General features: G+C 57.8%; 19 protein-coding genes. 13 read left to right on the top strand and 6 right to left on the bottom strand.

Annotated features, from left to right (window positions below):
- Window positions 1-32: 32 nt before the first annotated feature.
- Window positions 33-941 carry an NAD(P)/FAD-dependent oxidoreductase gene (locus tag FGZ14_RS00665; RefSeq protein ID WP_139920184.1) on the bottom strand — a complete coding sequence of 303 codons (909 nt, stop codon included), beginning with the start codon at window positions 939-941 and terminating at the stop codon, window positions 33-35.
- Between the two features lie 158 nt (window positions 942-1,099).
- Between FGZ14_RS00665 and FGZ14_RS00660 the strand changes: the two genes are divergently transcribed.
- From FGZ14_RS00660 to FGZ14_RS00650, 3 genes are all read left to right on the top strand, one after another.
- The gene (locus FGZ14_RS00660) at window positions 1,100-2,746 is read left to right on the top strand and encodes a CTP synthase (protein WP_139920181.1); all 1,647 of its coding nucleotides are present in this window, start codon (window positions 1,100-1,102) and stop codon (window positions 2,744-2,746) included.
- A 353-nt stretch (window positions 2,747-3,099) separates the two neighbouring features.
- Window positions 3,100-4,983 (top strand): membrane protein insertase YidC, encoded by a 1,884-nt coding sequence (gene yidC, locus FGZ14_RS00655; protein WP_139920179.1) that lies wholly within the window; start codon window positions 3,100-3,102, stop codon window positions 4,981-4,983.
- A gap of 116 nt (window positions 4,984-5,099) precedes the next feature.
- Window positions 5,100-5,618, top strand: a complete 519-nt coding sequence (locus FGZ14_RS00650) for a DUF6438 domain-containing protein (RefSeq protein ID WP_139920177.1) — start codon at window positions 5,100-5,102, stop codon at window positions 5,616-5,618.
- A gap of 51 nt (window positions 5,619-5,669) precedes the next feature.
- On the opposite strand, the gene FGZ14_RS00645 is transcribed toward FGZ14_RS00650, so the two are convergent.
- Window positions 5,670-7,343: an ABC transporter substrate-binding protein gene (locus FGZ14_RS00645; RefSeq protein WP_257883306.1), complete on the bottom strand. Its 1,674-nt coding sequence runs from the start codon at window positions 7,341-7,343 to the stop codon at window positions 5,670-5,672.
- A gap of 84 nt (window positions 7,344-7,427) precedes the next feature.
- Here FGZ14_RS00645 and FGZ14_RS00640 point away from each other — a divergent pair, with 84 nt between their 5' ends.
- From FGZ14_RS00640 to lepB, 7 genes are all read left to right on the top strand, one after another.
- On the top strand, window positions 7,428-8,108 hold the full coding sequence (locus FGZ14_RS00640; RefSeq protein ID WP_139920173.1) for a metal-dependent hydrolase: 681 nt from the start codon (window positions 7,428-7,430) through the stop codon (window positions 8,106-8,108).
- 96 nt (window positions 8,109-8,204) lie between these two features.
- Entirely contained in the window at window positions 8,205-9,020 is an 816-nt protein-coding gene (locus FGZ14_RS00635) for a ParA family protein (RefSeq protein ID WP_139920171.1), read from the top strand.
- Window positions 9,021-9,519: 499 nt separating this feature from the next.
- Window positions 9,520-10,476: a ParB/RepB/Spo0J family partition protein gene (locus FGZ14_RS00630; RefSeq protein ID WP_139920170.1), complete on the top strand. Its 957-nt coding sequence runs from the start codon at window positions 9,520-9,522 to the stop codon at window positions 10,474-10,476.
- A 49-nt stretch (window positions 10,477-10,525) separates the two neighbouring features.
- Entirely contained in the window at window positions 10,526-11,140 is a 615-nt protein-coding gene (locus FGZ14_RS00625; protein WP_257883305.1) for a DUF5683 domain-containing protein, read from the top strand.
- A complete protein-coding gene (locus tag FGZ14_RS00620; RefSeq protein WP_139920166.1) occupies window positions 11,137-11,784 on the top strand; it encodes a DUF5683 domain-containing protein in 648 nt (215 codons plus the stop codon). Before FGZ14_RS00625 ends, FGZ14_RS00620 begins: the two co-directional genes overlap by 4 nt.
- A 77-nt stretch (window positions 11,785-11,861) precedes the next feature.
- On the top strand, window positions 11,862-12,581 hold the full coding sequence (gene dapB, locus FGZ14_RS00615) for a 4-hydroxy-tetrahydrodipicolinate reductase (RefSeq protein WP_139920164.1): 720 nt from the start codon (window positions 11,862-11,864) through the stop codon (window positions 12,579-12,581).
- A 194-nt stretch (window positions 12,582-12,775) separates the two neighbouring features.
- A complete protein-coding gene (gene lepB, locus FGZ14_RS00610) occupies window positions 12,776-14,011 on the top strand; it encodes a signal peptidase I (protein WP_139920162.1) in 1,236 nt (411 codons plus the stop codon).
- A gap of 185 nt (window positions 14,012-14,196) precedes the next feature.
- On the opposite strand, the gene ung is transcribed toward lepB, so the two are convergent.
- The gene (ung, locus tag FGZ14_RS00605; protein WP_139920159.1) at window positions 14,197-14,862 is read right to left on the bottom strand and encodes a uracil-DNA glycosylase; all 666 of its coding nucleotides are present in this window, start codon (window positions 14,860-14,862) and stop codon (window positions 14,197-14,199) included.
- Window positions 14,863-14,976: 114 nt separating this feature from the next.
- Between ung and apaG the strand changes: the two genes are divergently transcribed.
- Both apaG and FGZ14_RS00595 read left to right on the top strand, forming a co-directional pair.
- A complete protein-coding gene (gene apaG, locus FGZ14_RS00600; RefSeq protein ID WP_110977156.1) occupies window positions 14,977-15,363 on the top strand; it encodes a Co2+/Mg2+ efflux protein ApaG in 387 nt (128 codons plus the stop codon).
- Window positions 15,364-15,518: 155 nt separating this feature from the next.
- A complete protein-coding gene (locus FGZ14_RS00595; RefSeq protein ID WP_139920158.1) occupies window positions 15,519-16,349 on the top strand; it encodes an O-methyltransferase in 831 nt (276 codons plus the stop codon).
- 467 nt (window positions 16,350-16,816) lie between these two features.
- Here the strand turns inward: FGZ14_RS00595 and kdsA are convergent, their stop codons facing one another.
- Both kdsA and FGZ14_RS00585 read right to left on the bottom strand, forming a co-directional pair.
- Window positions 16,817-17,641 carry a 3-deoxy-8-phosphooctulonate synthase gene (gene kdsA, locus FGZ14_RS00590; RefSeq protein WP_139920156.1) on the bottom strand — a complete coding sequence of 275 codons (825 nt, stop codon included), beginning with the start codon at window positions 17,639-17,641 and terminating at the stop codon, window positions 16,817-16,819.
- A 166-nt stretch (window positions 17,642-17,807) separates the two neighbouring features.
- Entirely contained in the window at window positions 17,808-18,410 is a 603-nt protein-coding gene (locus tag FGZ14_RS00585) for a methyltransferase domain-containing protein (protein WP_139920154.1), read from the bottom strand.
- Window positions 18,411-18,522: 112 nt separating this feature from the next.
- Here FGZ14_RS00585 and FGZ14_RS00580 point away from each other — a divergent pair, with 112 nt between their 5' ends.
- On the top strand, window positions 18,523-19,470 hold the full coding sequence (locus FGZ14_RS00580; protein WP_139920152.1) for a hypothetical protein: 948 nt from the start codon (window positions 18,523-18,525) through the stop codon (window positions 19,468-19,470).
- Between the two features lie 161 nt (window positions 19,471-19,631).
- Here the strand turns inward: FGZ14_RS00580 and cphA are convergent, their stop codons facing one another.
- Complete coding sequence (cphA, locus tag FGZ14_RS00575; protein WP_139920150.1) at window positions 19,632-22,256, bottom strand: cyanophycin synthetase; 2,625 nt, start codon at window positions 22,254-22,256, stop codon at window positions 19,632-19,634.
- Window positions 22,257-22,420: the final 164 nt, after the last annotated feature.

Here is a 22,420-nt window from a genome sequence, read left to right as displayed (position 1 = left end):
GAGGCCATTGCGCTTTTGCGTGCTGGCCGGACTTAAAATTCGGCTGCTATCAACTCATTATTGAGAAAAGCACCGGCCCTGGAGCCATTGGCGGCAGCTTGCGCCAACTGCCGCATGGGCGAGCTGTTGTCGCCGGCCGCCGACACACCCGGCACGGAGGTTTGCCCGAACTCGTTTACCCGGATAAGTCCTTGCTCAGTCAGCTCGCAGCCAAGCTGCTGAACCAGATTGCCCGGCAGTACGAAGGGCACCCGGGCGTACAGAGCTGTAAGCGCTAGGCGTTTTCCCCCATCTAAGTGGAGATGGTGCAGCTGACCCTTCTCGTGCTCAATTTCAACCAACGGCGCTTCTACAATCTGAATACCGTGGGCCATCAGCCGCTCGGTTTGTGCCGCCGATAGCGTGGACGGGCCATTGGTCAGCAGGTGCAGGTTAGGCGTCCAGTGGTGGATGAGGCGGGCAAACTCGAAACCCACGTCCCCGTTGCCGAGCACCCCTATCTGCTGCCCGCGCACTTCATAGCCATGGCAGTAAGGGCAGTGTAACACTGATATTCCCCAGCATTCGGCCAGACCCGGAATAGGCGGCAATTGGTCCTGAATGCCGGTAGCCAGCAGCAGACGCTTACCCTGGAACAGGGTTCCTTCTGTGGTAGTAAGCTGAAACAGGCCGTCTTTCTGGCCTGCTTTTATTACCGTATGCGCCAGCATCTGCACGGTTGGGTAGGTTTGGAGTTGCGCCCGCCCCATGGCCAGCAGCTGAGCTGGCGTCTCGCCGTCGCGGGTGAAAAAGTTGTGTGAATGGGGCGTTTGACGGTTACAGGGCTGACCGCCATCCAGCACTACTACCCTACGGAGGGCCCGCCCCAACGACAGGGCCGCGCTTAGCCCCGCCGTGCTACCCCCAATAATTAGTACGTCCGCAATAAGGTCGTTTTCCATTAGTACAGGAGTGATAAAGAGAATACTAAACCCCTGCAAATATATGAAACAATGTTGCATTTACAGAACAACTCAAGCATCCCGATGAATTCTGCCACGCGCGTAGCACAAAGTTTCGTGGGCGCCCCCGGATATATCCGCTAACTTTGTTTCCCGTTATGCCAGACCGAACCTCCACTTCCGCGGCTGCCACTACGGCCAAGTTCATTTTCGTAACGGGCGGCGTTACGTCATCACTGGGTAAAGGCATCATCTCGGCCTCCCTAGCCAAGCTGCTGCAAGCTCGCGGCTTCCGGGTCACCATCCAGAAGTTCGACCCCTACATCAACATCGACCCCGGCACGCTCAATCCCTACGAGCACGGCGAATGTTATGTAACCGACGACGGCGCCGAAACTGACCTCGACCTGGGTCACTACGAGCGGTTCCTGAACGTACCGACCTCCCAGGCCAACAACGTCACCACCGGCCGCATCTACGACCACGTTATCACGAAGGAGCGCGAAGGCGCCTACCTCGGTAAAACCGTGCAAGTGGTGCCCCACATCACCGACGAGATTAAGCGCCGCATGCTGCTGCTGGGCCAAACCGGCGACTTCGACGTGGTGATTACCGAAATCGGGGGCTCTATTGGCGATATTGAGTCGCTGCCCTTCGTGGAGTCGGTGCGCCAGCTGCGCTGGGAGCTGCCTGAGAATAGCTCCCTGGTAATCCACCTCACCCTCCTACCCTACCTCAAGGCGGCGGGTGAGTTGAAAACCAAGCCTACTCAACACTCGGTGCGCGACTTGCGCAGCGCTGGTCTCCAGCCCGATATTCTGGTGTGCCGCTCCGAGTACCCGATTCCGGCCGAAATGCGCCGCAAAATTGCGCTGTTCTGCAACGTCAACATCAACTCGGTTATCGAGAGCCTCGACGCCGACAGCATTTACTCGGTACCCCTGCTCATGCTGAAAGAGCACCTCGATGAGCGGGTTATCAAGAAGCTGAAGCTACAGGGCGGTGCGCCCCAGCCCGATCTGGAAGCCTGGAAAGACTTCCTGGGCCGCCTGAAAAACCCCACCGAAGAAGTGACGATTGCGCTGGTAGGTAAGTACGTAGAGCTACCTGACGCCTACAAGTCCATCAATGAGGCCTTTGTGCACGCTGGTGCCCAGAATGAGTGCAAAGTGACGGTGCGCAGCATCCAGTCCGACCACATCAACCCCGATAACGTAGCTCAACTGCTGCACGGCGTAGATGGCGTGTTGGTAGCTCCGGGCTTTGGGGAACGGGGCTTCGAGGGCAAGATTTTGGCCGTGAAGCACGTGCGCGAGAACAACATTCCGTTCTTCGGGATTTGCCTGGGCATGCAGGTGGCGGTAGTAGAATTTGCCCGCAACGTGCTGGGGCTGAAAGAAGCTTCATCCACGGAGATGAACGCCCAGACGCCCGACCCCGTCATTGCCATGATGGAGGAACAGAAGAACGTCACCCAAAAAGGCGGTACCATGCGCCTCGGGGCCTATGACTGTGAACTGCGCAAAGGCTCGAAAGCGGCTAAAGCCTACGGCCGCAACCACATCAGCGAGCGGCACCGCCACCGCTACGAGTTCAACAACGAGTACCTGAAGCGCTACGAGGAAGCCGGCATGCTGGCCTCGGGCCTAAACCCCGACACGGGGCTGGTAGAAGTGGTGGAGATTCCGAATCACCCGTGGTTTGTAGCCGGCCAGTTCCACCCCGAGCTGAAAAGCACCGTCCAGAACCCGCACCCGCTGTTCGTGCGCTTCGTGCGCGCCGCTATCCAGAACCGCAAGGGGTAGGAAACGGTGAAATAGTGAGGTGGTGAGCAGTGAGCTCAGAATTTGAATAAAAGGAAGCCCGTGCAGTTCATTTGGCGCGGGCTTCCTTTTTGGCGTTAGTTGAGGGGGGGTAGCAACTGTGTGAGCCGCGCGGGCCCAGACTGAGCACAGTTACCGACCAGAAGTCTGCGGTCAGGGCGGCATCAGAACGAAAAACTCACCGCTCACCACCTCACTATTTCACCTTTCCGCCTGACAAAATTGCCGGCGCGAAAAATATTCGCCTGACAAGTCCGACCTTTGCGGCAGCGGCGCCGGATTTTTGCTGGCGGTGCGCCTTCTCACTTCCTTTATTCGCCTTCATTAGTATCTGAATGGACCGAAATTCAGCAATAGGCATCTTCCTGATGGCTGCCTTGCTCCTGCTTTACCTGCAGTTTGCCCCCAAGCCAAAACCGGAACCAGCGCCGCAGCCGGCTAAAACTGCCGCCGCGGCTGCCCCCGGTACTACGCCCGTAGCGCCCGACTCGGCAGCGCTGGCCCAGCAGTTGGGCGCGTTTGCGGGCGCGGCCCAAGGCACCGCCCAGACTACCCAGCTTCAGAACGAAAACCTTACCATCACTTTCTCTTCGAAGGGTGGCCGGGTGGAAGCCGTGCGTCTGAACAAGTACAAGACCTACCGTGGGCAGCCCCTGGATTTGCTTGATGCCCAGAGCGCTCAGCTGGATACCCGCTTCCGCACTACTGATGGCCGCCAGATTAAGCTCTCCGACCTGTACTTCCGCCCCGAGCCCCAGGGTAGCAACACCCTGCGCTTCGTGGCCGACGTGGCCGGTGGCCAGATTGAGCAGCTGTACACGCTGCCTGCCAATAGCTTTGAGCTGAGCTACAACCTGCGCTTCAACAACCTGAGCAATACATTGGCTCAGGAACCGCTGACCTTCACCTTCTTTGACCGGGTGCGCCAGACGGAGAAGATGGCCAAGCAGAACCGCAACCACACTACCATCAACCACTACCTCGTTTCCGGCGACTTTGCGATGGCCGAAGCCTCGGAAAAGCCGGAAGAAGTGAAGGTTGCCGAGCCACTGAAGTGGGCAGCACACAAGCACGACTTCTTTGTGGCCGGTATTATTGCCGATAAGGAGTTCACCACGGGTCAGTTCAACTCCACCGTTGACCTGAACGATACTACCTTCATCAAGACGCTGAGCACTACGCTTACCATTCCGGCTGCCGATGTGCTGGGTGGCAAAGGCCAGTTCCGCTTTTACTTCGGCCCTAACTCCTACAGCATCCTGAAGGAAGTTACGCCGGGCTTTGACCGCAACGTGTACCTGGGCTGGGGCTTATTCCGCTGGGTAAACCAGTTTGTGATTCTGCCGGTATTCCACGTACTGGAGAAGTTTGTTAGCTCCTACGGTATCATCATTGCCTTGCTGGTAGTGCTGATTAAGCTGGTAACCTGGCCCCTCACCTACAAGACCTACGAGTCGCAGGCCAAGATGAAGGTACTGAAGCCGGAGTTGGACGCCATCAAGGAAAAGTACCCCGACGATGCTATGAAGCAGCAGCAGGAAACCATGAAGCTGCACCAAAGCATGGGGGTGAGCCCGCTCGGTGGTTGCATTCCTACGCTGCTGACGATTCCGATTCTGTTTGCCATGTTCCAGTTCTTCCCCAACGCCATTGAGCTGCGGCAGGAGCACTTCCTGTGGGCGAATGACCTGAGCACCTACGACGACCTGATTAAGCTGCCCTTCACCTTGCCTTTCCTCGGCAATCACATCAGCCTGTTTACCCTGCTGATGACGATTTCGACGTTGGCCATGACCTACCAGAGCAACCAGGCCAACCCTGCGGCCATGCAGGGCCCGATGAAGTTCTACAGCTACCTGATGCCGCTGATTTTCTTCTTCGTGCTCAATGACTTCGCCGCTGGTCTGACCTGGTACTACCTCGTTTCCAACCTCGTAACCTTGGGGCAGCAGGCCATCACCCGCCGCTTCGTAGATGACACCAAGGTGCGCGCCAAGCTGGAGGCCAACAAGATCAAAAACAAGGACAAGAAGCCCTCCGGCTTCGGTGCCCGCCTGGCCGATGCCATGAAAGCCGCCCAGGAGAAAGAAGCCCAGGCCCGCCAGGGCGGAGGCGCCAGCCGCCCCGCCGCCGATGACACCGACGATACGGACTCCGAGCCCGGCACCGGCGCCTCGGATATCTCGCCGAAGCGCCCCCGCAAAACGCGCCGCTCGTAATTTGTAGCTTCGCTGCTACCCCTCTAACGCCCCGCAACCCCAGGCTGCGGGGCGTTACTGTTTTTGTTCGGTCCGGTTTTTGGCTTTACCGGAATGTCACCAATTCTTCGCTCTCTATGCGCCTGCTCTCGCTACTTCTGCCCCTTCTGCTTGCTTGCTCTGCGCAGGCTCAACAGCCCGCACGTCCCAAGGCTACCCCTCCTGCACACGCCAAGCCTAAGCCCAGCAAAGCTGCCGTTGCCAGTAAGCCGGCCCCAGCCGCGCAGCCTGTTATTACGCTGGAGCGCACGCCCTGCTTTGGCCGCTGCCCGCACTATAAGGCCTACATCTTCCCCGATGGGCGGGTGCAGTACGAGGGCTTCCGCTACGCCCCCATGGAAGGCCAAGCCGAGTCCCGCCTACCCCCTGCCATGGTTCAGAAGATGCTACAGCAGGCCAAATCAATTGGCTTTCAACAGCTGAAAAGCGAGTACACGGGGGATATTTCCGACCTACCTTCTACTATCCTGACCATCCGCTACGGCGCCACTACCAAGACTGTGAAGGCAGAGCAAGGCACCCCAGCGGCGCTCCAGGAACTGCTAACTTTCGTGACGACGGAAGTGGAGAGCAACGTAGGCACCTCTGTCAGGTAAACAAAAAGGCCCGCTGCACGCAGCGGGCCTTGGTTTTGGGTAGCTTCCTATTTACTGCTTTCGCACCCGCTCCAGCACAAGCTGGTTCATGGGGTTGGGCGTGAGGCCCTGCACATTGTTCTGGGTCAGGCGCACCACTTCATCGTAGTACACCGCCACCACGGGGCTTTCTTCCACCACAATGCGGTCCATCTGCTGGTAGAGGGCATAGCGCTTGGCGGCGTCCTGCTCCAGCTTGGCTTGTTCGTAGAGCCGGTCGTAGGCGGCGCTTTTGAAATGAGTTTTGTTGGGACCAGCCGGGGCGAAGTTCTTGCTGTAGAACAGGGCCAGATAGTTTTCCGCGTCGGGGTAGTCGCCCAGCCAGCTGCGGGTGAAGAAGGCCGCGCGGCCGTTGTCAATCAGCTCGCCGTGGGCAGCGCCCTGGTTTACGTCAATTTCTACCTGCACGCCTACTTCGGCCCATTTCTTCTGGTAGTACTCGCAGAACTCCTTGGTTTCGGCTACGGTGCTCAGGCGCAGGCGCAACGATTTACCGGGGCCGTAGCCCGCCGCGCGCAGCAACTGCCGGGCCTTCTCGGGCTGGTAGGTGTAGCCAGGCACCTTTTGCTGGTCGAAGGAGGGTAGGGAAGCCGGCACGAAGCCCGAGCTACCGGGCTTACCGACGTTATTAAGAAAATAGGCCAGAAACTCGGGTTTGTTGAGGGCATAGTTCAGGGCCTGACGCACGCGCTTGTCCTGGAGGGCCCGGCCGGTTTCGGCATTGTCGCCGCGCAGGTTCTTCAGGTCCTGCTGCATACCTAAGTACTCAGTATTGAGGTAGGGCACTTTCTGCAGCCGAAACTTGCCCCGAAAGTCTTCGCGCACTGTCCCATCAGGGTACATAATCAGGTCGCGGGAGCCCGAGCGGATGCCGCTCAGGAAATCCAGCTTGCCCTGCATAAAGGTCAGGAACTCCGTCTTTCGGTCCTGAATAAAGCTGATCTGCACGGCATCCAGGTAGGGTAAGCGCTGGCCCTGGGCATCCTTCTTCCAGTAACGCGGGTTGCGGTGGTAGATGATGGCGTTGCCTTCGTCCCACTCCTTGAAGCGGAACGGCCCCGTGCCCACCGGATGCTCCCGAAAATCCTTACCGTATTTCTGCACTGCCTCGCGCGGCACCACGTAGGCGTAGGGCATGGTTAGGATGCCCAGAAACGGAATAAAGGGTTCCTTCAGGTGAATGCGCAGGGTAGAGTCGTTTACCGCCACAAAGCACGTATCCGAGGGCTCCCCGTCTGCCTTCTCCAGCACTTTCCCCCGGAAAATCCAGCCGCCGGGGCTAGCGGTAGCTCCGTCCAGCAAGCGCCGGAAGCTATACACGAAATCCTGAGCCGTTACGCGCCTACCCTTGCCACCCGGAAAAACCTCGGCGTCGTGAAAGTACACGTCGGGTCGAAGCGTGAAAGTGTAGCGGCGGCCATCGGAGCTAATGTCGTAGCGGCGCGCGACTGAGGGGCCGGGCTTAAGACTGTCGTCGAGCTCCACCAGCCCGTTGTAGAGCTGAGTCACGGCCCAGGTATTGGCCTGGTTGCGGGCAAAAGCCGGGTCGAGAGAGGTCAGGCTTTCGGGCTGGTTGTAGCGAAAAACCCGGCGCGCATCGGTGGTGGAAGTCGGTTCGGAACAGCCCGTGAGCAGGCCGGTCAGAAGTAAAGCAAAACCGGCAACACGGCGCGAAAACGAAAGCATGGGAACGGCGAAACAGTGTATATTTGCAAAGGTATCCCACATCCGGGGTTTGCAGCTACTGCGCTGCTTAACTACCCTTTCCTTATGAACCTGACCTATTACGGCCACGCTTGCTTCTTGCTCGAAGCCGGTGGCAGCAAAGTGCTCTTCGACCCGTTCATCCGCCACAACCCCCTGGCTCAGGATGTTGATGTCGATAAAATCGAGGCGGATTTCATTCTGCTCAGCCACGGCCACGGCGACCATGTGGGCGACGTAGAAGAAATTGGTCAGCGCACGGGGGCTGATCTGCTTGGTATGGTAGAAGTCCTGGGCTGGTTTGGTCAGAAAGGTCTGAAGGCCACCTACGCTATGAACCTGGGTGGCACCGTGAAGCTACCCTTCGGCTCGGTGAAAATGGTAGCAGCAGCGCATTCCAGCTCCATGCCCGATGGCTCGTACGGTGGTTTGGCCGCCGGCTTTGTTATCGAAACGGAAGGCAAAACCTTCTACTTCGCCGGCGACACGGCCCTGACCTACGACATGAAAATTATCGGGGAGCAGCACCAGCTCGACTTCGCTATCCTCCCTGTTGGGGGGCACTATACCATGGGCGTTGCCGATGCCCTGATTGCCGCCGACTGGACGGGCGCTACTAAGGTTATCGGGATGCACTACGACACCTTCCCTCCTCTCGTCATCAACCACGACGAAGCCAAAAACCAGGCCCAGCAGGCCGGCAAAGAGCTGGTACTCCTGTCCATTGGCGAAACGATTACCTTCTGAGTTACCAGTTGTCAGTTGCCAGTTGCCGGTTTACTAGCCTAAACTGCAGCTTGCACCCACTGACAACCGGCAACTGACAACTCATAACTGACGAAAATGGGCAAAATCATTGCGGTAGCCAACCAAAAGGGCGGGGTCGGAAAAACTACCTCCTCGATTAACCTCGCGGCCTCGCTGGCGGCGCTGGAGTATCGGACCCTGCTCGTGGATGCCGACCCCCAGGCCAACGCTACCTCCGGCGTGGGCTTCGACCCGAAGGATATTCAGACCAGCATTTACGAGTGCATGGTGGACGGCATCAACGTGCAGGACATCATCCTGCAAACCACCCTGCTCCCCCACCTCGACCTGATTCCTTCCCACATTGACCTGGTAGGGGCCGAGGTGGAGATGATCAACCTGCCCAACCGGGAAGAGAAGATGAAGGAGGCCTTGCGTCCCCTTGCCGATCAGTACGACTTCATCATTATCGACTGCTCGCCTTCTCTGGGCTTGATTACGGTAAATGCCCTGACGGCCGCGCACTCGGTTATCGTGCCGGTGCAGTGCGAGTATTTCGCCCTGGAAGGCCTTGGCAAGCTGCTTAATACCATCAAAATCATCCAGAGCCGCCTGAACGAGGAGCTGGAAATCGAAGGCATTTTGCTGACGATGTACGACGTGCGTTTACGCCTCTCCAACCAGGTAGTGGAAGAAGTAAAGCTGCACTTCCAGCAGCTGGTGTTCGATACCATCATTCCGCGCAACGTGAAGCTGTCGGAGTCGCCGAGCTTTGGTATTCCGGTTATCCTGCACGACGCCGAAAGCAAGGGCAGCATCAGCTACCTTAACCTGGCCCGCGAAATCGTGGAAAAGAATGTACTGGCGGCTGACCCCGAGCAGGAGCAGGCGGCGGAGGATACGGCAGCGTAACTATGTCAGTGTCTTGGGAGTTTGTTGAAGATTCACCTTTTGCCTTAGAGACAAACCCACTTTCATCTGAAAGACAGACTGCTTGGCAGACTCTGCAGAAGCAACTTCCGATTGGCTCAATTCTCACTGGGAAGATTTTCGCTCGCACTCACTTTGGCGTTTTCTTCGACGCAGGTATAGGGTTTCCAGTGCGAATGAACGTCCCTGATTTTGGAAAACCAGAGGGCGGAATGATTTTCCCTGACGACTATCCACCACTTGACAGTGAATTCAGTGGACAGTTGGTCCACTTTGATGAGAGTTGGCATCAATTGGTCTCGGTCAGAATACAAGCTTAAAAAGTCGGCTAGTAACTTAAGTTGCTGGCCGACTTTGTTTTTGCCTGCATGTTCCACAATTTTTTTTCGGCGTGGAACAAAATTCTCATGCATCCCGGGCGTTTGTGTATTTTTGAATTCCGCTTTCGTCCCGTGCTATTGGGCGAGGGTTGATTGTAGGTATGTCAGAGAAAAACGAAGAGAAGAATACGCCGGCCGCCGCTTCTGCCGCCGCTAAGCGCAAAATCGGGGGTTTGGGCCGGGGCCTGAACGCGCTGATCGAGGGCAGCTACGAAAAGAAAAGCGAGCGGCTGGGCCTGGTTCCACACCCGGTCAACTCCGTGGGCCTGATTGCCGTAAGCCAGATCGAGGCTAATCCTTATCAGCCCCGCACTCACTTCGACCAGGCGGCTCTGCAGGAGCTGGCTGAAAGCATCAAGCTGCAGGGCATCATTCAGCCCGTCACGCTGCGCCAGACCGGCACCAATGCTTACCAGCTCATTAGCGGGGAACGTCGTCTGCAGGCTTCCAAGCTGGCAGGTCTCGATGCCATTCCGGCCTACATCCGGAAGGCCGACGACCAGCAGATGCTGGAAATGGCACTCATCGAGAACATCCAGCGCGAAAACCTCAACGCCATCGAAATTGCCCTCAGCTACCAGCGCCTTGTGAGCGAGTGCAACCTGAAGCAGGAGGAGCTCGGCGACCGGGTAGGCAAAAACCGCTCGACGGTAACCAACTACCTGCGCCTGCTCAAGCTGCCCCCCGATATTCAGATTGGCCTGCGCGACAACGTTATCAGCATGGGCCATGCCCGGGCGCTGGTAAACGTAGAGGACACCGAGCAGCAGCTCAACCTGTTCCGCCGCATTGTTGATGAAGACCTTTCGGTACGGCGCGTGGAACAGCTGGTACGCAGCGGCGCCGGTGCTACCCCCGAAACGGAGAAGAAGCCCGCCCAACCGGCTACGCCCGTAGTGCCGCCCGCCGAGCTGAAGCGCGCTGAGCGCCACCTCTCGGAGCGCTTTGGCAGCCGGGTAATGGTGAAGCCCGGCCCCCAGGGACGCGGCGAAATCAAGATTGCCTTCGACTCGGTGGAGGACATGCAGCGCATCCTGCACATCCTGCAACCTGCTTAATCCATTGAAAAGGCGAAACTCTGGTTTCGCCTTTTCTTTCCTTCTCTGTATGCCCTCATCAGGCCCTGCGGTTTTCTTATTCCTGCTATTGTCAGCTTCGCTGCTGGCACGAGTAGCGCACGGGCAGCAGGCGGTATCGGCACCGGATTCTGGTCCGAGTGAAACCAGGCTCCTCGGCCATCCGGTTACGGCACCGCAAAAAGCGGGAATTCTTGCCGCAGTTTTGCCCGGCGCAGGACAGCTCTACAGCCACCAACTCTGGAAGTTGCCGCTGGTATATGGCGCCCTGGGAGGAGCTACCTACCTGGAGATTCGGTATTGGCAACGGTACCAAGAGTATCGGCGGGGATACAATGCCCGCAAGCGCCAAGCAGCAGACCTGGGGCCTAACTCTGGCCAGGAGCCTACCGATGCCGCCCAGCAGGGGCAGTTTTACCGGTACCGCACCTCCCGCGACCTTTGGCTGGGCGTTGGCGCAGCGCTTTACGGCATGCAGATTCTGGATGCTGTAGCCGCCGCCCACCTTCGCAACTTTGATGTAAGCGAGAACCTAGTGTTACGTTTCCAACCTACCCTGCTTGCCACCGGAGGCCCTGCCGTGGCCCTGGGTATGCAAATCAGGCTTCATTTCTTTTCCCACGCTTCGTCCCAGCTCCTGCCATGAACTTTCGGCACTTTCTTCAGGTAATGGGTGTGGTGCTCTTCTGGCTTGCGGGCACAGGCCCCCTGCGGGCGCAGACCGTCACGGTAGGTCCCGACTCGGCGCGCGTGACCACCCAGGCCGCCCCTGACACTTCCAGGCGTACCGAGCGCCTGCTGGGTATGCGCGTCACCCGGCCCCAGAAAGCCGCTCTGCTGGCCCTGGTACTGCCCGGCGCAGGCCAGGTTTATAACCGCCGGTACTGGAAGCTCCCCCTGGTGTACGGGGCCGTAGGGGGCACCGGCTACGGGCTTTATTTCTACCAGAAAGCCTTTCGGGAGTACCGCGAAGGCAAGGAAGAATACGCCCGGCTCCTGCGGGATAACCCCAATGCTACCCTTTCGCAGTTAAGTGGCCGCCGGGTAAAGCTGGAAACCAGCACTGCCAACCTGCAGTCGGGCCTGGTGCAGTACCGCCGCTACCGCGACACTTTTATTGCCTATACGGCGCTGGCCTACGGCATTACTATCCTGGACGCGCTGGTAGATGCCCACCTCCGCGACTTTGACATCAGCGACGACCTGGGCCTGCGCCTTGATCCGGCCGTGCTGCCTACCTCTTCCCCGCTGCCCCGAGCCGGGCTGGCGCTTACTTTTTACGTAAAATAGAGCACTGGCGGCGGGCTGCTCAACACACAATAGGCAACTGCCCGCCCTGGTGCTCTCTCATTTAGAACACTTTTTCAATGAAGCTTCTGCTGATTGGCTACGGCAAAATGGGCCGGGCCATCGAAGCCCAGGCTATTGCCCGCGGCCACCAGATTGTCGGTATTGTGGACCCTACCCGCCCTGATGTCCGCATTTCCGATTTTACGCCCGCTCAGGTTGATGCGGCCATTGAGTTTACCCACCCCGATGCGGCCTTCCAGAACGTGACAGCCTGCCTCAAGCAGGGCATTCCGGTTGTGTGCGGCTCCACGGGTTGGCTTCACCACTTTCCCGAAGCTCAGGCTTTGAGCCAGCAAACCGGCACGCCTCTGTTTTACGCTTCCAACTACAGCGTGGGCGTCAACCTGTTTTTCCACTTCAACGAGTACATAGCAGCCAAAATGCACCAGTTCGGCGGCTACGACGTGCAGGTGCGCGAAATCCACCACACCCAGAAGGTGGACCAGCCCAGCGGCACGGCCCTCACCACCGCCGAAGGCATTCTGCGCCACTTCCCGGCCAAAACCACCTGGCGCAACGAGGCCACCGAGGCTTCCCACGAGCTGGCCATTCTGTCGGAGCGTGAAGGCACAGTTGTAGGCACCCACATTGTTACGTACTCCTCCCCTGCCGACAGCATCGAGCTGAAGCATGAAGCGCACACCCGGGAGGGCTTCGTGCAAGGCGCGCTGCTGGCCGCCGAGTGGCTGCCCGGCCGCCAGGGAGTCTTCGGCATGAAGGATTTGCTGGGCCTCTAAGAGGTGAAATAGTGAGGTGGTGAAATGGTAAGTCGGCTGTTACGGTGGCGCATCGGCGCGGATTGAACAGCCAACCCACCATTTCACCACCTCACTATTTCACCTTTCCCCGCATTATTTCGCATCTTCCGGCGTTCAACCCGGAAAGGGGCCGGCGCGTGCCGGCTGTTCGTTTTTCTGGCCTCTGATTTATTATGGCAGTACAGTCCTGGGAGAAATATCTCGAGAAGAATAAGCCGGCGCCCGCGCCTCCCGTCGGCGAGCCCAAAAAGCGCAAAAGCGTAGTGAGGGAGTGGGGCGATGCCATCCTGTTCGCGGTGGTAGCGGCTACGCTTATCCGCTGGGCTACGTTTGAGGCCTACACCATCCCTACCCCCTCCATGGAGCACTCCCTGCTGGTAGGCGACTACCTGTTTGTGAGCAAGCTTCACTATGGGCCACGCACCCCCCAAACCCCCTTGCAGGTGCCCCTCACGCACCAAACCATCTGGGGTACCAGCCTGAAAAGCTACTCCGATCTGATTCAGCTGCCCAGCTACCGCCTGCCCGGCTTTTCGGAAATCAAGAACAACGACGTAGTAGTATTCAATGTGCCCTTCGAGGCCCGGCACCCCGCCGACTTGCGCACCAACTACATCAAGCGCTGCATTGGCATTGCCGGCGACGTGCTGGAGATTAAGCAGGGCCAGGTGTTCATCAATGGCAAGCCGGCCAAGAACTACCCGGAAATGCAAAGCAGCTATTTCCTGCAGGTGCCCCAGCCCGATGATGCCCTGCTGGAAGACTTCAAGCGCTTTGGGATAGTAGAGTATAACACCCAGGATGGGGTGCCCTTTTACGGGGAGCGGCCCGGCCTCGGGCGGGGCTTTGATGTGCACATGACCCAGGCTGCCCACGACTATTTCCGCAAGCTGCCCACTGTGAAAGGCATCGTCAGCCTGCAGACGCCCGTAGGGCAGCCCGAGCCCGGACAACCAGTATTCCCCAACCACCCCGATTACCTGCCCAGCGAGCCGGGCTACCCCCAGACCCAGCCCCTGGCCAATCCGCCCTTCCCTACCTGGAACAAGGACAACTACGGCCCCATCCAAATCCCGAAGGAGGGACAAACCGTGCAGCTTACGCCCCAGAACTCGCCGCTCTACCAGAAAATCATTCTGCGCTATGAGAAGAACGAAGGTGTGAGCGTGGACGCCGCCACCGGGCAGATTCTGCAAAACGGGCAGCCGCTGAAGAGCTACACCTTCAAGCAGAACTATTACTTCATGATGGGCGACAACCGCCACAACTCCCTCGACTCGCGCTTCTGGGGTTTCGTGCCCGAAGACCACGTAGTAGGCAAGGCCGTTCTCATTTGGTTGTCGGTGGACCCACATGCTTCCTTCGCCAACAAAATCCGCTGGAACCGCCTGTTCAACCTCGTAGACTAGAATCACGGAGTTAGACGGATTCATCGGATTACACGGATTTTAACAAGCAAGTCTGGGCAACAAAAAAGCCTTTGCCGCACGACAAAGGCTTTTTTGTTGCTCAGACTTGTTGAAGGCTTGAGTGGAGCTTTCAGTCACCTCCGCCAGAATCCGTGCAATCCGATAAGTCTGTCTGATTCCGTGATTTACCAGTTGATGGGGGGTTGGCCGTGCTGCTGGAGGTAGGCGTTGGTTTGGCTGAAGGGGTGGGAGCCGAAGAAGCCCCGGTCGGCGGCGTAGGGAGAAGGGTGGGCTGCCTTGAGCACGAGGTGCTTGCGCGCATCAATGATTTCGCCTTTTTTCTGGGCCGACGCCCCCCAGAGAATGAACACTACGTTTTCCTTTAGATCGGAAATCTGCTGGATAACAGCATCGGTAAACTGCTCCCAGCCTTTCTTCTGATGACTGGCCGGCTCTCCGGCGCGCACCGTCAGGGTAGCGTTCAGTAGCAGCACGCCCTGCTGGGCCCACCGGTCGAGGTTGCCGTTGGGAGGTGGAGGGGTACCAGGCAGGTCGCTCTGCAGCTCCTTGAATATATTCTGCAAAGAAGGCGGCGTGCGTACCCCTTCGGCCACCGAAAAGCTCAGGCCGTGGGCCTGCCCCTTGCCGTGGTAGGGGTCCTGACCCAGAATCACTACTTTAACTTCGTTGAAGGGGCAGGCCTCGAAAGCGTGGAAAATCAGGGGGCCGGGCGGATAGACGGTAGCCGTGGCGTACTCACCCTTCACAAACGCAATCAGATGCTGAAAATACGGCTTTTCAAACTCGGCAGCTAGCACCTTGCGCCAGCTTTCTTCTATCTTTACAGACATACGGGAAAGGATTATTTTTTTCGGTTGAGTGGGCCTAAGCACGCTCCGGCTACGTAGATAAACCAAATTCCGCATACGGCTGTTAGCTTTTTTTCTACTCGGACCCCAGGCGCTATGAATACCATTTCCACCCAGGGCGTAACCGTTAGCGTTACTACCAACTATCTGCCCGACTACTCGAGCCCGGGTCAGGAGCACTACGTTTTTGCTTACAAAATTGATATCCGCAACAACAGCGAGTACACCGTAAAGCTGTTGCGCCGCCACTGGTACATCTACGACGCCAACGGCGTGGTACGGGAGGTGGAAGGCGAAGGCGTGGTGGGCCAGCAGCCCGTGCTGGAGCCCGGCGAGTCGCACCAGTACGTATCGGGCTGCAACCTCAAGTCGGGGCTGGGCAAGATGCGCGGCACCTACCAGATGGAGCGCCTCATGGACGGCAGCGAGTTTACGGTGGAAATTCCCGAGTTTACCCTCGTGGTACCCTACCGCCTGAACTAGCGGTAACTGCAAGCTGCAAAACTGAGCCGTGCCGGAAATATCCGGCGCGGCTTTTTTGTGCGACGGGGGCTGCCCGGCAACTCCCGCGCGCTGTATCTTCGCCGCTCTCTTCCCTTGTAGCCGGCTGATTGCGCCGGCCTTTGCGCCTTCTACCGTTGCTTTTTCAAATCCTCAGCTACCTCCGCTTCCTGGCCCGGTCCGGCAATGCGCACGGGCTGCATTCGCCGTTCGTGTTCGGCCTCTACGCCCACGTCATTAACCACACCGGCCACTTTCGGGCTTATGACGCTATAGAAGCCCGGCGGCAGGAGCTGCTCACCGACTCAACCCAAATTGAAGTCACGGATTTTGGGGCCGGCTCCCGCACCCGGGTAGGGCGCACGCGGCGCCTGCAGGATATTGCCCGCACCGCCGCCAAGCCGCCCCGGCTGGCGCAGCTGCTCTTTCGACTGGTGAACCACTTCCGGCCCCGGACCGTGGTGGAGCTAGGCACTTCGCTGGGCCTGACTACCGCCTACCTCAGTGCCGCCGACTCGCGGGCGCGAGTCCTTACCTTTGAAGGCTGCCCGCAGACTGCGGCCATCGCGCGCGAAACATTTTCACGGCTGGATCTGACAAAGGTAGAGCTGGTGGCGGGCAACCTCGACGATACGCTGGCCCCTACCCTCGCCGCCCTTACCCAGCCGGTGGACTTTGCCTTTTTCGACGGCAACCACCGCCTGGAGCCTACGCTGCGCTACTTTGAGTTACTAAATCAGCACCGCACCGAGCACAGCGTTTTCGTGCTCGACGACATTCACTGGTCGGCGGAAATGGAGCAGGCCTGGGGCACCGTGCAGCAACACCCCGATGTAGCCCTGACCATTGACCTTTTCTATATCGGCCTGGTTTTCTTCCGGCGGAATCAGCCCAAACAGCACTTTACGCTGCGTTTCGACTACCTGCTGGATAAAGTGCTGGAGCGTACCCGTCGGCTTTCCGCCTGATAATAAGCTCGACAGCAGCATTATTACTAAAAAAAATAGCAAAACAAACCAGCCGAATACTAGTATATTTGGCACACGTACGGTTGTCACCCCGCCAACACGGCTGCCTTAAAAGCAGTGAAGCCCGTGTTGCGAGCACGGGCTTCAGGATAAGTAGGGTGTTTTGGCCACCCTCAAATCCATTGGTTATGGGACAGGGTCGTACTGACATGGATGGGCTTCGTTTCCAATGCTCCATTCATGTGACCACTACTTTTGTAGTAAAGGTAGTGGCCGCTTTAGGCGGAATCGGAGGGTTATACCTCCTGTTCAACCCCTAGCGGTAAGGGTAGCAGGGGGCGTGAGCTTCCTGCTACTTTCGTTTTCAACGAAACAAATATACTGGATGTTTTGGCAAACAATTTATACTGGCCGGCAACTATCCGCCACCTGCGACCAGCGATTTTTGCCAACTCATCCGGCCCTGGTTAGCGCACCGCTTCCCGTACCCGGGTAAGCTTTACCAACAGGTCTTCCAGCCGGTCAAGCGCCAGCATATTGGCCCCATCCGACTTGGCCGTGGCCGGCGTTGGGTGAGTTTCAATGAACAACCCATCGGCGCCTACAGCAATGGCCGCCTTGGCAATGGTTTCGATAAGCTGGGGCTTACCGCCTGTAACGCCGCTGCTCTGGTTGGGCTGCTGCAAAGAGTGCGTCACGTCCATCACTACAGGTACGCCAAACTCACGCATCACGGGCAGGTTGCGGAAATCCACTACCAGGTCAGAATAGCCGAAGGAGTTGCCGCGGTCCGTCAGGATAACGTTGTCGTTGCCCGACTGCTTTACCTTATCCACCGCAAACTGCATGGACTCGCCGCTCAGGAACTGGCCTTTTTTCACGTTCACTACCTTACCAGTTTTCGCGGCAGCAATCAGCAAGTCGGTCTGGCGGCACAGGAAGGCCGGAATCTGAAGCACGTCCACGTACTCGGCCGCGAAGGCAGCCTCCTCCGACTCATGAATATCGGTAACGGTGGGCACCCCGATTTCGCGGCCTACCTTCTGCAGAATACGCAGCGCTTTTTCGTCGCCGATGCCGGTGTAGGAGTCGAGGCGGGAACGGTTGGCTTTGCGATAGGAGCCTTTGAAGATGTACGGAATCTGGAGCTTATCGGTGATGTGGCGCACCTGCTCGGCAATGCGCAGGGCCATGTCTTCGCCCTCAATTACGCAGGGGCCGGCCATCAGGAAAAACTGGCCGGAGTTGGTGTTGCGAAAGTGGGGTAGTGCGTTGGCTAAGGCTTCAATCATGGGGAGGGGGTAGTGAGGAGGTAATGGGGTGAGGAGGTAAATAGGCAATGAGGTGAACCGTGACAGGTATAGGGTAAAGAGGGGCCGGCTACACGAGTAGTGACACTTGTCGCCTTCCTACCCTCTCTTACGTTCTAAAACCTGTCACCTGTCACAATTCACCTCATCACTTCTTTTTCAAACACATAAACAGTTCCCGCCCCTGACGGGGTGGCAACGAGTTGATAGCCGCATCGAAGTGCACGAAATCGAAGTACGGTGCAAAGTAGCTCCGGTATTCCTCTTTCGAGCCACCGAAAGGCGGGCCAGGCTGGCTGAATTCTGTATCGAACAGTAAGCCCATCAGGGTACCTCCCGGCCGCAGCAAATGGGCGCATTGCTGAGCGTAGGCAGGGCGCAGCCGGGGCTCCAGAGCGCAGAAGAAGGTTTGCTCTACTATCAGGTCGTAGGGAGGGGTAGGCTCCAGGGCAAAGAAATCCTGCTGCAGAAGGTGCTGAGCCGGGAAGTCAGGCACGCGCTGCTGCAGCTCGCGCAGGGGTGCAGAGGCCACGTCGGCCATCCACACGTTGGGCCAGCCCTGGCGGTGCAGGTACTCAGCTTCGTAGGCCCGGCCAGCCCCCGGAATCAGGATGCGGCGGGCATCGGGTGGCCCCAGCTGCACAAAATAATCCCGCAGAGGGGGCGTTATACCACCCGTATCCCAGCCGGTTTGGCCGGCCAGGTAGCGCTGCTGCCAGTACGTGGCATCAAGTTGCGAATCCGGGTGCATATTGTAGCAGGGTTGTACCTTCGGCACTTGCCTGGGTACGGAACTCCGTTATTTTTGCCCAAAGGTACTACCTGCGCCCGGACTCTCCGGGCTTCACTTAACCCCTCTTGCTATGGAACAAGACCAGAACCCCGAGCCGAAGAATAACAACCGCGTCCTGCTGATTGTGGCCCTGATTCTGGTGCTGCTTGGTATTAATGGCCTGCTTTTCTACATGAACCAGCAGAAAGCCAAGCAAAATGAACAGCTGCAGGCGGATGTAGTCACCAAAGACGCAAAGCTGGAGGAGCAAATAAAGCAATATGAGGCCCTGAAGGCCGATTATGAGCGCCAGAGCCAGGAGGTGCAGGGCATGGGACTGGCCAATGATTCTCTGGAAGCCAAGCTGGCCCAGATCAATGCCGACCTGCTGAAGCTTCGTTCTTTCCGCGCCGGCAGCTTTAGTATTGCCGAGCAGCAGCGCTTTAAGCAGCGGGCCGCCAACTTCGAGGCGCAGCTGCGGAAGAAGGACGAGGAAATTGCCCAGTTGAAAGCCGACAACGAGGCGCTTTACACCGAGACGACGACTCTAAAGGAGCGCCAGAACAAGCTCACCGACACCATTTCGACGGTAGTACGCTCCAACCAGGAGCTGAGTGAGAAAGTGGCCGTAGCCTCGCGCCTGCAGGCCGAAAACATCCGGGTAGGTGTTATTAACAGCCGCGAAAAAGAGAAGGCCGACGACGACAATGAGTTCAAGGCCAAGCGCGTGGAGAAAATCAAGGTAACCTTCAACCTGGCCCGCAACGATGTGTCGCCGAAGGAAACCAAGCAGATTCTGATGCGCCTGATTGAGCCCGACGGCGCCGCTCTTTATAACCTAAGCACTGGCGGCGGCACCTTCATGATTGACGGCGCCGAGGCTTTCTACACCGCCAAACAGGACATCGTGTTCGACAATACCCGTCAGCCCGTACAGTTCCTCTACGCCAAAGGGGCCAGCTACAAAACCGGCCTTCACACCGTGGAGCTCTACGAAGGCGGCGTGATGATCGGCAAAACGACTTTCACCCTCAAATAAATCACGGATTTAGCCGGATTTCGGATTACACGGATTCGTTCTACTTACCTATCATACTCGTCGTTTCGACCAAATAAAAAGGACAACCCAGCTGGGTTGTCCTTTTTATTTGGTCGGCTGATTCGGACAGCAAACCGAATCCGTGTAGTCCGAAAATCCGGCTAAATCCGTGATTCGAAGTCGTCGAGCTTCTTGAGAGTGGCTTTGATATTCTCGGTAAAGAGGACCACCACGGAGCCGGGCTGGGCGGTAGCCAGCACATGATCAATGGCGTCCATTTCATTTTCGATGTAGGTGATGGGCAGATCCGGCGTATCCAGGCGCAGACCGCGCGTCATAATCTCCTTGAGTTCCTCGGCTGTTTTACCGCGCAGGTCCCGGTCCTGCCGCAGCACTACCTCGTCGAAGATGCGTCCAGCTACACGGGCGAAGCTCAGGGTATCTTCGTCGCGCCGGTCGCCCAGGCCCGAGACTACCCCTACCTTGCGCGTAGCCTCCGTGGCATTCAGGAACTCCGCGAATTTCTCGATGCCGTGGGTGTTGTGGGCGTAGTCCACAATGACCTCGAACGTCGGGAACTTGTACACGTTCATGCGGCCCGGCGTTTTGGCCGCCGACGGCACGAAGGTGCGCAGAGCCTGCTTGATATCGTCCTTATCGAAACCGTAGCAGTAGCAGGCCAGGGCCGCGGCTAGCGAGTTTTCGATGTTGAAGGTGGCCCTACCCCCGAACGTAATAGGAAACTCTGCGGCCCGATCAATACGCAGCTTGTAGCTGTTCTTGTAAATCGTGATGTAGCCCTCCTCGTACACAGCAGCCAAACCACCGTTTTCAGCGTGCTCCCGAATGCGGGGGCTGTGCTCGTTCATGCTGAACAAGGCCACCCGGCACTCCAGCTTCTCGCGCATAGCGTACACCAGGTCATCATCGGCATTGAGGACGGCCCAGCCGTTTTTGCGCACGGTGCGGGGTAGTACGCCTTTCACAGCGGCCATTTCCTCTACCGTGTAAATATCGCGCATGCCCAGGTGGTCGGCGGCTACGTTGGTTACAATGGCTATATCACAGGTGTGGAAGCCAAGGCCCGAGCGAAGCATACCGCCCCGGGCAGTTTCGAGCACCGCAAAGTTTACCGTCGGGTCTTTGAGAACAAACTCGGCACTTTGCCCACCGGTGCAGTCGCCGCTTTGCAGTTGCACCCCCTGAATGTAAATGCCGCTGGTGGTGGTATGGCCTACCTTGTAGCCCTTGGAAGCAACAATATGCGACAGAAGGTGCGTGGTAGTGGTTTTCCCGTTGGTGCCCGTAACGGCAATAATTGGAATCCGCGCGGTGCTGCCCGCCGGGAACAGCATATCTACCACCGGCGCGGCTACGTTGCGGGGCAGACCTTCGGTGGGCGCAATATGCATCCGGAAGCCGGGCGCGGCGTTCACCTCAATTACGGCACCTCGTGTTTCATTGAGCGGAATGGCAATGTCCGAAGTCAGCAAATCGATGCCGCAGATGTCCAAGCCCACAATACCGGCCACGCGCTCGGCCAGCAACACATTGTACGGGTGAACCAGGTCCGTTACGTCGGTGGCGGTGCCACCGGTGCTGATGTTGGCCGTGCTCTTGAGGTAGAGCTCTTGGCCGGCCGGCAGCACCGAGTCCAGGGTCAGGTCGTGAGTTTTCAGGATATCGAGGGTGTGCTGATCGGCCTTAATGCTGGTTAGCTCTTTCTCGTGTCCCACGCCACGGCGTGGGTCCTCGTTTACCTTATCAATAAGCTGCTGAATGGTACTGGCACCGTCGCCGGTAACGGCAGCCGGGGTGCGCTTGGCAGCCGCAATCAGTTTGCCATTCACTACCAGCAGGCGGTAGTCGTGGCCCTCAATAAACTGCTCTACTATAACGGCGCGGGAATACTTCTGGGCCGCTTTCAAGCCTTCTACCGCATCCTCCCAACTCATAATGCGGATGGTAGCACCCTTGCCGTGGTTGCCATCCAAGGGCTTGGTCACAATCGGAAAACCCAGCTCCTCTACGGCGTCGCGCAGGCTATCCTCGGAGTACACCGTAGTACCGTACGGTACGGGCACGCCCGCGTCCTTGAGCATGGCCTTGGTGCGGTTTTTATTGCCGGCTACCTCCACGCCCGCGTGCGAAGTATAGCTGGTGGTAGTGGCCCAGATGCGTTTCTGGTTCACGCCGTAGCCCAGCTGGATAATGTTGCTGTTTTTAAGCTGGATATAGGGGATATTACGCGAGGCCGCTTCCGCTACAATGCTATACGTGCTTGGCCCAAAGAATTCTTCTTCCCGAATTTCATGCAGCTCATCAATGATGGGCTTCAGGTTTACCGGCTGGCCCTGGCATATATCCTCCACTAGCTGTACGGCCGCTTCGGCGGCTACCCGACCGGCGCGCTCCTCCTGGTAGCTGAACACTACAAAGTCAACGCCTTCCTGGTGAGCCGGATACGACTTACCCCAGAACACGGGCATACCAGCCGTCCGCTGCAGGGCCAGGGCAACGTGCAAGATTACATGGCTCAACGGCTCTCCGTCAATCAGTTGTTCCTCCGTCAGGGGCGGGTGCTTAACCGATAACTTCTCGGCGTCGGTTGGCTGAGGCTGTGCCAATTCGGGCAGCAGCTTGGGCAACTGCTCAGCCAAGGCAGGCACACTGTTCGACCACGTATCGGCCAGATCCTGCAGGTCCACTTTCATCACAATCAATTTGTGATGCTTCACAGACCAGTAGCTAGGCCCGCGCATTGTGCGGAGGTCAATAATTTTCATGGGGAAAGAAGGGTGGAATAGTTAGGTGCGCGTTTTTACGCGGGAATGAAATGTAGGGATTATCCCGCTGGAATCATTTTTTGAGCCCCTAGCGCCAAATGTGCCTACGCGGCTCATTCTTACCCCAGTACATTTTTCAAAAAACTTATTTCTTGACCTAATCA

Origin of the sequence: Hymenobacter sp. DG01 (assembly GCF_006352025.1) — a bacterium.
In the GTDB taxonomy this organism is placed as follows: domain Bacteria; phylum Bacteroidota; class Bacteroidia; order Cytophagales; family Hymenobacteraceae; genus Hymenobacter.
Note: the sequence above shows the minus strand (reverse complement) of the source record. Positions and strands in the feature narration are given on the sequence as shown.